This window comes from Rhizobium sp. 01T437, from assembly GCF_056398505.1.
The window spans coordinates 1-677 of the sequence record NZ_JBFTPM010000071.1; the positions used below are offsets into that span (position 1 = coordinate 1).

Here is a 677-nt window from a genome sequence, read left to right on the forward strand (position 1 = left end):
TTTCGGTTGAGGAGGCGAGGAGGCCCTTCGCCTGAAGGAAGCCGGCAAGGCCGAGGAAGTGGTCGTCGTCTCGATCGGCCCGGCCAAGGCCGAGGAAACTTTGCGCACCGCGCTCGCCATGGGCGCCGACCGCGCCATCCTCGTCGAAACCGATGACGCCGTCGAGCCGCTCGCAGTCGCAAAGATCCTCAAAGGTGTTGCCGACGCTGAAAAGCCGGGCCTCATCATTGTCGGCAAGCAGGCAATCGACGATGATTCCAACCAGACCGGCCAGATGCTTGCAGCCCTTCTCGGCTCCGCCCAGGCAACCTTCGCCTCCAAGGTCGAAATCGCCGGCGACAGCGCCACTGTCACTCGTGAGATCGATGGCGGCCTACAGACCATCAAGGTCAAGCTTCCGGCTGTCGTCACCACCGACCTTCGCCTCAACGAGCCGCGCTATGCTTCGCTGCCGAACATCATGAAGGCGAAAAAGAAGCCGCTCGACAAAAAGAGCCCGGCTGATTTCGGCGTCTCCACCGCGCCGCGCCTCAAGATGCTGAAGACGGAAGAACCATCCGGCCGCAAGGCAGGCGTGAAGGTGAAATCGGTCGCCGAGCTTGTCGACAAGCTCAAGAACGAAGCCGGCGTACTCTGAGATCTGGAAAGGGAGAACACGATAATGGCCATTCTTCTTC

1 pseudogene is annotated in these 677 nt (G+C 61.0%); it reads left to right on the top strand.

The features are described 5' to 3' along the window. Positions 1-16: 16 nt before the first annotated feature. Positions 17-637: pseudogene (locus tag AC1DM5_RS36535) on the top strand (electron transfer flavoprotein subunit beta/FixA family protein); the annotation flags it as partial. Positions 638-677 lie beyond the last annotated feature (40 nt).